The sequence below is a fragment of the Streptomyces sp. genome (genome assembly GCF_036566765.1).
Taxonomy (GTDB): domain Bacteria; phylum Actinomycetota; class Actinomycetes; order Streptomycetales; family Streptomycetaceae; genus Streptomyces.
This window is the reverse complement of record NZ_DATCVQ010000031.1, coordinates 1-8,062: the sequence shown is the minus strand read 5'-3', so window position 1 is coordinate 8,062 and position 8,062 is coordinate 1. Positions and strand designations below refer to the sequence as shown.

9 protein-coding genes are annotated in these 8,062 nt (G+C 74.5%); 5 read left to right on the top strand and 4 right to left on the bottom strand.

Annotated features, from left to right (window positions below):
* Nucleotides 1-245: anti-sigma factor (locus VIU94_RS01580; RefSeq protein ID WP_524540616.1), on the bottom strand; the 245-nt coding region annotated here is incomplete at its 3' end.
* 92 nt (nt 246-337) lie between these two features.
* On the opposite strand from VIU94_RS01580, the gene VIU94_RS01575 reads away from it, so the two are divergent.
* The 4 genes from VIU94_RS01575 to VIU94_RS01560 all read left to right on the top strand — a co-directional run bounded on the left by VIU94_RS01575 (nt 338) and on the right by VIU94_RS01560 (nt 4,525).
* Nucleotides 338-1,108 carry a LytR/AlgR family response regulator transcription factor gene (locus tag VIU94_RS01575; RefSeq protein ID WP_331906681.1) on the top strand — a complete coding sequence of 257 codons (771 nt, stop codon included), beginning with the start codon at nt 338-340 and terminating at the stop codon, nt 1,106-1,108.
* A 63-nt stretch (nt 1,109-1,171) separates the two neighbouring features.
* Nucleotides 1,172-1,522, top strand: coding sequence for a hypothetical protein (locus VIU94_RS01570; RefSeq protein WP_331906679.1), 351 nt, complete (start codon nt 1,172-1,174; stop codon nt 1,520-1,522).
* Nucleotides 1,523-1,553: 31 nt separating this feature from the next.
* Nucleotides 1,554-3,323: a sodium/solute symporter gene (locus VIU94_RS01565; protein ID WP_331906677.1), complete on the top strand. Its 1,770-nt coding sequence runs from the start codon at nt 1,554-1,556 to the stop codon at nt 3,321-3,323.
* Nucleotides 3,320-4,525 carry a sensor histidine kinase gene (locus VIU94_RS01560; RefSeq protein ID WP_331906675.1) on the top strand — a complete coding sequence of 402 codons (1,206 nt, stop codon included), beginning with the start codon at nt 3,320-3,322 and terminating at the stop codon, nt 4,523-4,525. The genes VIU94_RS01565 and VIU94_RS01560 overlap by 4 nt, the downstream gene beginning before the upstream one ends.
* A 39-nt stretch (nt 4,526-4,564) precedes the next feature.
* Here the strand turns inward: VIU94_RS01560 and VIU94_RS01555 are convergent, their stop codons facing one another.
* The 3 genes from VIU94_RS01555 to VIU94_RS01545 form a co-directional block, all read right to left on the bottom strand.
* Complete coding sequence (locus tag VIU94_RS01555) at nt 4,565-5,068, bottom strand: hypothetical protein (RefSeq protein WP_331906673.1); 504 nt, start codon at nt 5,066-5,068, stop codon at nt 4,565-4,567.
* A gap of 216 nt (nt 5,069-5,284) precedes the next feature.
* A complete protein-coding gene (locus VIU94_RS01550) occupies nt 5,285-5,710 on the bottom strand; it encodes a PaaI family thioesterase (protein WP_331906671.1) in 426 nt (141 codons plus the stop codon).
* 4 nt (nt 5,711-5,714) lie between these two features.
* Entirely contained in the window at nt 5,715-6,275 is a 561-nt protein-coding gene (locus VIU94_RS01545) for a sigma-70 family RNA polymerase sigma factor (RefSeq protein ID WP_331906669.1), read from the bottom strand.
* Nucleotides 6,276-6,574: 299 nt separating this feature from the next.
* Here VIU94_RS01545 and VIU94_RS01540 point away from each other — a divergent pair, with 299 nt between their 5' ends.
* Nucleotides 6,575-7,774 (top strand): CapA family protein, encoded by a 1,200-nt coding sequence (locus VIU94_RS01540; RefSeq protein ID WP_331906667.1) that lies wholly within the window; start codon nt 6,575-6,577, stop codon nt 7,772-7,774.
* Nucleotides 7,775-8,062 lie beyond the last annotated feature (288 nt).

Here is an 8,062-nt window from a genome sequence, read left to right as displayed (position 1 = left end):
GCCCAGCGCCGCCGGCGGTTCGCGCAACGGTCTTCTCGTGCGCGCCGGACCGCCGGCCGGGGGCCGGTCCGCGCCGGCGGCGGCACCAGCTCCGCCAGCGCCGCCGCCAGCCGGACGAACTCCTCGTGCTCCCCGGCGCATCCCGGGCAGACCGTCAGATGCTCGGCGCAGCGCAGCGCGTCCAGCGGCTCCAGCACGCCGAGTGCGTGCGCCGCTACGTCCCGGTGCCCCTCCGGCGCGGTCATCCCGTCACTCCGCTCACGCTGCTCACACCCAGGAGTACGCAGCCGACCGCCCCCGTGCTCAACCCGAGGCCCGCCGCCTACACTCCGACACCATGCTGCGCGTACTGGCCGTCGACGACGAAGAGCCGGCCCTCGGCGAACTCCTCTACCTGCTGCGTGCCGACCCCCGGGTGCGCACGGCGGAGGGGGCCACCGACGCCACCGAGGCGCTGCGGCGGATCGGGCGGGCGCTGGAGGCCGGGGCCGACGGGGAGGACGGCATCGACGTCGTCTTCCTCGACATCCACATGGCCGGGCTGACCGGGCTCGACGTCGCCCGGCTGCTCGCCGGGTTCGCCCGGCCGCCGCTCATCGTCTTCGTCACCGCCCACGAGGGGTTCGCGGTCCAGGCCTTCGACCTGGAGGCGGTGGACTACGTCCTCAAGCCGGTGCGCGGCGAGCGGCTCGCGGAGGCGGTCCGGCGCGTGCACGAGCAGGTCGACGCGGCCGTGCCCGAGCAGTCCCACGCCGCCGCGGCGCCCAGTGTGACCGCCGACCAGATTCCCGTGGAACTCGGCGGCGTCACCCGCTTCGTGGCCGTGGACGACATCGCGTACGTCGAGGCCCAGGGCGACTACGCCCGGCTGCACACCGACGACGCCAGCCATCTCGTCCGCATCCCGCTGTCCACCCTGGAGGAGCGGTGGGCCGCGCGCGGCTTCGTCCGCATCCACCGCAGCCACCTCGTCGCCCTCGGCCGGATCGACGAACTCCGCCTCGACGGCGGCGCGACCACCGTCCGCGTCGGCGCCGCCGAGCTCGCCGTCAGCCGCCGCCACGCCCGCCAGTTGCGGGAGCTGCTGATGCACCGCGCCCGCGGCTGACCGGCGGGAACGGGCCCGTTCCTGCTCTACCTTCGCCGCGGGCCGCTGCGTAGACTCCGCTCGATGTCAGAGCCCCAGCCCCGCCGAGTGACCGTCACCGGAGTGCCGCGCGCCGCCCGCCGGCCGCCCGGCCATCCCCCGGCGCGGTCGGAGATCAACGAGCAGACCACCCTCGGACACACCTATGTCCGCTCGCTGATGCGCAGCCAGCTGCGCGCCGCGCTCACCGCGCTCGCCGCCCTCGCCCTGCTGGTCGGCTCGCTGCCGCTGCTGCTCGCGCTGCCCGCGCCCGAGGCCGTCGTCTGGGCGACGCTCGGCGTCGGGGTGTACCCGGTGATCTGGGCGACGGCCTACTGGTACGTGCGCCGGGCGGAGCGCAACGAGCGCGACTTCACCGGCCTCGTCGAGACGTGACCGCGCCGCGCACTGAGGCCGGGACCCGGCCGTGAACCAGACCTACGCGATAGCCGCCGTCACCGCCGTCGTGCTCGCCACCGTCCTCATCGGCGGCCTCGGCCTGCGCATATCCCGCACCACCTCCGACTTCTACGTCGCCTCCCGCACCGTCAAGCCCGGCCTCAACGCCGCCGCGATCAGCGGCGAGTACCTCTCCGCCGCCTCCTTCCTCGGCATCGCCGGCCTGGTCCTCCTGCAGGGCCCGGACATGCTCTGGTACCCGGTCGGCTACACGGCCGGGTACCTGGTGCTGCTCGTCCTGGTCGCCGCCCCGCTGCGCCGCTCCGGCGCGTACACGCTCTCCGACTTCGCCGAGGCCCGGCTCGAGTCGCCGCAGGCCCGCCGGCTCGCCAGCCTCTTCGTCGTCGGCATCGGCTGGCTCTATCTGCTGCCGCAGCTCCAGGGTGCGGGGCTCACCCTGGAGATCCTCACCGGCGCGCCCGACTGGGTCGGCGGACTCGTCGTCGCCCTCGTCGTCACCGGCATCGTCGCCGCCGGCGGCATGCGCAGCATCACCTTCGTGCAGGCCTTCCAGTACTGGCTCAAGCTCACCGCGCTGCTGGTCCCCGCGCTCTTCCTGGCCGCCGCCTGGGCCGGCGACGACGCCCCCCGCGCCACCTTCGACGCGCCGGCGGTGTTCCGCGAGCACACCGTCGTCCGGTTCGCCGACACGGTGCGGATCGAGATCGAGGCCCCGCTCACCCTCACCGTCAGCGGGCGCGTGGACGGCGTCGCGCACGACGACCGCCTGACCACCCTCGACACCGGCGCGCACCGCGTCGAGTCCGGCACCACCCTCGCCTTCCCCCAGGGCGCGCCGGTCCCCGAGCGGACTGCCACCGGGTCCGACCCCCTCGGCTGGTCGCAGCCGCTGGCCGGCGGACGCGACGGCCACCAGCTGTACGCCACGTACGGACTGATCCTCGCGACCTTCCTCGGCACGATGGGCCTGCCGCACGTGGCCGTTCGCTTCTACACCAGCCCGCACGGGCGGGCCGCCCGGCGCACCACGCTGGTCGTGCTCGGCCTCGTCGGCGCGTTCTACCTGCTGCCGCCGGTGTACGGGGCGCTCGGCCGGATCCACGCCCCCGAACTCGCCCTCACCGGTGCCGCCGACGCGGCGGTGCTGGTGCTGCCGGACCGGATGATCGGCGGGCTCGTCGGCGATCTGCTCGGCGCGCTGCTCGCGGGCGGGGCGTTCGCCGCGTTCCTGTCCACCGCCTCGGGACTGACCATGTCCGTCGCCGGAGTGATCACCCAGGACGTGCTGCCGTCCCGCGGGGTACGGCACTTCCGGCTCGCGACCCTGCTGGCCACCTCCGTGCCGCTGACCGCGAGCGTGCTGGCCAGCAAGGTCCCTGTCGCGGACGCCGTCGGCCTGGCCTTCGCCGTCTCGGCCTCCTCGTTCTGCCCGTTGCTCGTGCTCGGGATCTGGTGGCGGCGGCTCACCCCGCCCGGAGCGATGGCCGGACTCGTCCTGGGCGGCGGGTCGGCGCTCACCGCCGTGATGGCCACCCGGGCCGGTCTCGCCCCCGAGGGCTGGCCGCACACCCTGATGGCCTGGCCGGCGGTGTGGTCCGTCCCGCTCGGCTTCCTCACGATGGTGCTGGTCTCGCTCGCGACCCCGCACCGCGTCCCGCCGAGCACCCCGGCGATCCTGGCCCGCCTCCACCTGCCGGAGGACCTGCTGGATCGAGGCCGGCCGGAGCGGGCGGACAGGGCGGACAGGGCGGACCGAGTGGAGAGGAGCGGGCGGTGACCGGGATCGGGTACGCGGCCCTGGCCGTCGCCGGAGTCCTGCTGCTGGCCGCCGGGTTCGTGCTCGGGCGGATCGCCGGCCGGCGCGGCGGCCGGGACGGCCTCGACCTCGGCACCCCGGTGGAGCGGGCCACCTTCCACACCCTGCACACCGCCTCGCTGGCCGCGCCGCCGCTGCGCGCCGGACTCACCGAGGACACCGCCCGCAAGGCGGCCCGCCGGCTGCGCTCCCTGCTGGGCACCGAGGCGCTCTGCCTGACCGACCGGTCCGCCGTCCTCGCCTGGGACGGGCCCGGCGGCGACCACCACCGGGCGCACGTGATGGAGCAGGTCGCCGCGGTCCTCGACTCGGGCCGCAGCCACAGCGCGCCCTCCGGCTGCGCCGACGTCGCCTGCCCGCTGCGCTGGACCGTGATCGCCCCGCTGATCGGCGAGGAGGGCGTCCTCGGCGCGCTCGTGGCCTACGGCGCGGGGGAGTCGGCGGTCCTGGTGCGGGCCGCGACGGAGGTCGCCCGCTGGGTGTCGGTCCAGCTCGAACTCGCCGAGCTGGACCGGTCGAGGACCCGGCTGATCGAGGCCGAGATCCGCGCGCTGCGCGCCCAGATCTCCCCGCACTTCATCTTCAACTCGCTCGCCGCGATCGCCTCGTTCGTCCGCACGGACCCGGAGCGGGCGCGCGAACTCCTTCTTGAATTCGCCGACTTCACCCGCTACTCGTTCCGTCGGCACGGCGAGTTCGCCCAGCTCGCCGACGAACTGCGCTCGATCGAGCAGTACTTGGCGCTGGCCGGGGCCCGGTTCGGCGACCGGCTCAAGGTGACCCTGCAGATCGCGCCCGAGGTGCTGCCGGTGACCCTGCCGTTCCTCTGCCTCCAGCCGCTGGTGGAGAACGCGGTCAAGCACGGCCTGGAGGACTCCCCGGGGGTCCGCCGGGTCACCCTCGCGGCCCGCGACGCGGGCGCCGAGGCCGTGGTCACCATCGAGGACGACGGCGTCGGCATGGACCCGGAGGCCCTGCGCGCCATCCTCGCCGGGGAGCGCCCGTCGTCCGGGATCGGCCTGTCCAACGTCGACGAGCGCCTGCGCCAGGTGTACGGGGACGCGTACGGCCTGGTCATCGAGACCGGCGTCGGCGCGGGCATGAAGATCACGGTCCGCCTCCCGAAGTACCACGCCGGCGTTCACCCGGGCCCGCGCCCGTAGCGGACCGGTCCGGCCCGCGCCCGTACTGTGCCGTCCGCCTCAGTACAGGTGAAGTGCCAAGTGGCCGAGCGGCAGGCCGAGTTGCCAGGCCGGGAGCCAGGTCTGGGCGGACTCGTCGACCTCGTCCATCCCGGACGGGCCGAGGCCGGGCGGTGTCGACAGGCCGTCCAGGTCGGCGGCGAGGATCTGGGTCGCCTCCAGCTGCCGCCAGGTCTCGCGGGCCAGCGCCAGGTCGGCGTCCGTCGCGCCCGCGGGGCCCTGGGCGCGTTCGGCCAGGCGCTCGCGTACCCAGTCCGGCCAGGGGTGGTCGTACGAGGTCCGGGTCAGCCACTCGTCGAGTCGCGCCGCCGGGCCGCCGCCGGCCGGGGCGCACAGGTGGATGGTGAGTGCCAGCGCCTGCTTGCCGGCCCGGTACTCCAGCGAGCCGGGCTCCACCAGGCAGCCCGCGCGCAGCAGTTCGTCGGCCGTGTACTCGGCGCACAGCCAGGCCATGGGGACGGCCGTGTCGCCCCCGCCGTGGCCGTCGGTGCTGTCGGGCAGCAACGCTCCCACCTTCTCCCGGACGTCTTTCGGTGCGGACCTCAGCGACGAGCCTCCACCGAAGGAGACGCGCGCGGGTCGCTCTTTACTCAACTCGCGTGTGTGGTTTCGGATACGTTTCTCCGCCGGTACGGGACCGGTGGGGCAGCGCTGACACGCGGGACGTCCGGGGCGTGGGAGGGGCGGCTGGAGGGGCCGGCCGGAGGGGCCGCTTCGGGGTCAGCCGAGGAGCGCGTAGACGGCGGTCGCGTGCGCGGCCGGCTCGTCGGTCCCCTCCGCCGTCATGGTGATGTCGGCGAAGGCCATCCGCTTGCCGTCCTTGGTGAGCCGGGCCCGGATCAGGACGTCGGCGCCGAGGACCGCGCGCTGGAAGCTGATCGACTGCTGCACGGTCGTCATGGGGACGAAACCGCCGCGGGCCGACGCCACCGCGATGACCGTCGCGGTGTCCGCGGCCGCCATCAGCGCCTGGCCGGACAGGCCCCCGCCCTCCCGTGCGAGCCGGTCGGACCAGGGGAGCCGGAGCACCGCCTCGCCCGCGCCGGTGGAGACCACCGACAGGCCGAGATCCAGTACCCAGGGGGCGAAGTTGTCGGCGAGGACCTTCTCCGCGGCGGCGAGTGTCAGCGTCTGCGTCTGCGTCACCGGGTCATTGTGGGGTCGCCGCGGTCGCACTGGAAAGAGCGTGGCCGCGCGGCCGGCTGTAGCCGGGCAGGCAGCGGCCGAGGGCGCGCAGCGCGTAGTGCGAGCGGGACTTCACGGTGCCGGCCGGGATGCCGAGGTCGTCCGCGGCCTCCTTGACGGTCAGCCCGTGGAAATAGATCCGTACGAGCACTGCGCGGTGCTCCGGGCTGAGGCCGCGGACGGCGGCGCGCACGTCGAGCGCGGCGACCGCGGTCTCGGTGACGTCCGTGGGGTCGGGGGCGGCGGCCAGCGCCCCGTCGCCGATCTCGGCGGGCCGGGCGAGCCGGGAGCGGCGGGCGTCGATGGCGAGCCGGCGGGCCACGGTGAAGAGCCAGGGGCGCATCGACTCGTAGGGCCCGTGGAAGGCCTCGGGGTGGAGCCAGGCCCGTACCAGGGTCTCCTGCACCAGGTCCTCGGCGCGCTGCTGGTCCCCGTGCGTCAGGTTCAGCAGAAAGCTCAGCAGCGCGGGGCCGTGCTCGCGCTGCAGCTGCTCCAGGGCCCGTTCGTCGGTCGTCGCCGTCGTCATGTTCACACCTCTCCCTCACCCAGCCTCCGGCCGGGGGGACCCCCACTTCTGCGGCTCGTCATCCCGGGCCGTATCCGAGCGCATCCGGAGCGGAAGCGACAGGCGACGCACAGCTGTCTGCGACGAGCGGTCGCACCGAGCGGCGAATGGTGCGATGAACGGTCAATCGGAGCCGCTGAGTCCGTTTCGGTGTGATTTGCGGGTTCTGCGGCCTTGTCCCTTGACTGTCATATATTCCCGTGCGGATGTGGATTATCGGATTGTCATACCGCGATCCTTGAGCCTCCGGAGTCCGCACGATGACCCAGCGCACCAGACCAGGGGCGGTCGCCGTCGCCGCCCTGCTGCTCGCCGCGGCGACCGGCTGTGCCGGCGCCGACCGCACGCCCGAGACCGGCGCGCCCCAGCGACAGGACACCGAACGCCCCACCGCCCCCTCGGCCGCGAGCGGCGGAGCGTCGGCCCAGAGAGGCTTCACCCTCCTCGCTTCCGGCGACGTCCTGCCGCACGCCTCGATCATCCGCCAGGCGTCCGCCGATGCGGGCGGGAGCGGATATGACTTCCGGCCCATGCTCGCCGGCGTCAAGCCCGTCGTCTCCCGCGCCGACCTGGCGATCTGCCACATGGAGACGGTGTACGGCGAGAAGGGCGGCCCCTATACCGGCTACCCCGCCTTCAAGTCGCCGCCGGAGGTCGCCGCCGCCCTCAAGGAGACCGGCTACGACGCCTGCTCCACCGCCTCCAACCACACCCTGGACGACGGCGCCGCCGGACTCGCCCGCACCCTCGACGCCCTCGACGCGGCGGGCATCAAGCACGCGGGATCCGCCCGCACCGCCGGGGAGGCCGCCCGCCCGACGCTGATGAGGGCCGGCACCGCCACCGTCGTCCACCTCGCGTACACCTACGACACCAACGGCTACCCGCTGCCCCAGGGGCAGCCCTGGGCGGTGAACCTGCTCGACGAGAAGAGGATCGTCGCGGACGCCCGGGCCGCCCGGAAGGCGGGCGCCGACATCGTCGTGGTCAGCCCGCACTGGGGCACGGAATGGCAGACCGCGCCCGACGAGCGCCAGCTCGCGCTCGGCCGCGCGCTCACCGCCTCGAAGACCGGCGGCCGGCCCGACATCGACCTGATCATCGGCACCCACGCCCACATCCCGCAGGCGTACGAGAAGGTCAACGGCACCTGGATCGCGTACGGCATGGGCGACCAGATCGCCGGCGACATGATCAACTACTCCGGCGCGCACGACCCGCGCGGCAACCAGAGCACCCTCGCCCGGTTCACCTTCGTCCCGCCCAAGGCCCCCGGCGGACGCTGGGAGGTGGGCAGGGCCGAGTTCGTGCCGCAGTGGTTCGACACGGCGGCCGGCCGGGTCGTCAACCTGAACGCCGCCGTCGAGGGCGGCGCCCCGCTCGGCGCCGTACGCGACCGGATCCGCGAGGTCGCGCTCTCCCGCGGCGCGGCGAAGGACGGCCTGACGATGGGGAAGTAGCGCCCGCGAGCCTCGCCCCCCGGCCCGCGAGCCCTCGCCCCCCGGCCCGCGAGCCCTCGCCCCCCGGCCCGCGAGCCTCGCTCCCCCCGCTCCGGGCCCTGTCGGCTCATCGGGTGGATTCGGCCGCGCGGCCGGTGTCGGTGGGGCCGGACGGGCGGCGGCCGTGCAGCCATTGGTCATGAAAAAGGATCAGATGCCCACAGGGCGGCGGTCGGTGCTGCGCATCGCCGCCGCGCTGGGGGCCACCGCCACCGTCGGAGTCTTCGCGGCGGACCGCATGGGCGCGCC